The sequence below is a fragment of the Methylobacterium frigidaeris genome (assembly GCF_022179185.1).
GTDB lineage: Bacteria > Pseudomonadota > Alphaproteobacteria > Rhizobiales > Beijerinckiaceae > Methylobacterium > Methylobacterium frigidaeris.
On record NZ_BPQJ01000382.1, the window covers coordinates 1 to 231 of the forward strand.

The 231-nt window shown below is 66.2% G+C and carries 1 pseudogene; it reads left to right on the forward strand.

The window, feature by feature from the left end:
• Positions 1-231, forward strand: a pseudogene (locus tag MFF64_RS39225) (NrfD/PsrC family molybdoenzyme membrane anchor subunit); the annotation flags it as partial.

Sequence of the window (231 nt, forward strand, 5' to 3'; positions counted from 1 at the left end):
GCACCTCACCCTCTTCCCGCCCTTCTTCGCCGCCGGGGCCATCTACTCGGGCTTCGCCATGGCCCTCACCCTCCTCATCCCCTTGAGGAAGTGGTACCGCCTCGAGGGGGTCATCACCGAGCGCCACCTGGACTGGATGGGCAAGGTGACCCTGGCCAGCGGCCTCGGGGTGGTCTACACCTACCTCCTGGAGATCTTCATCGCCTGGTACTCGTCGGAGCCCGCCAAGTG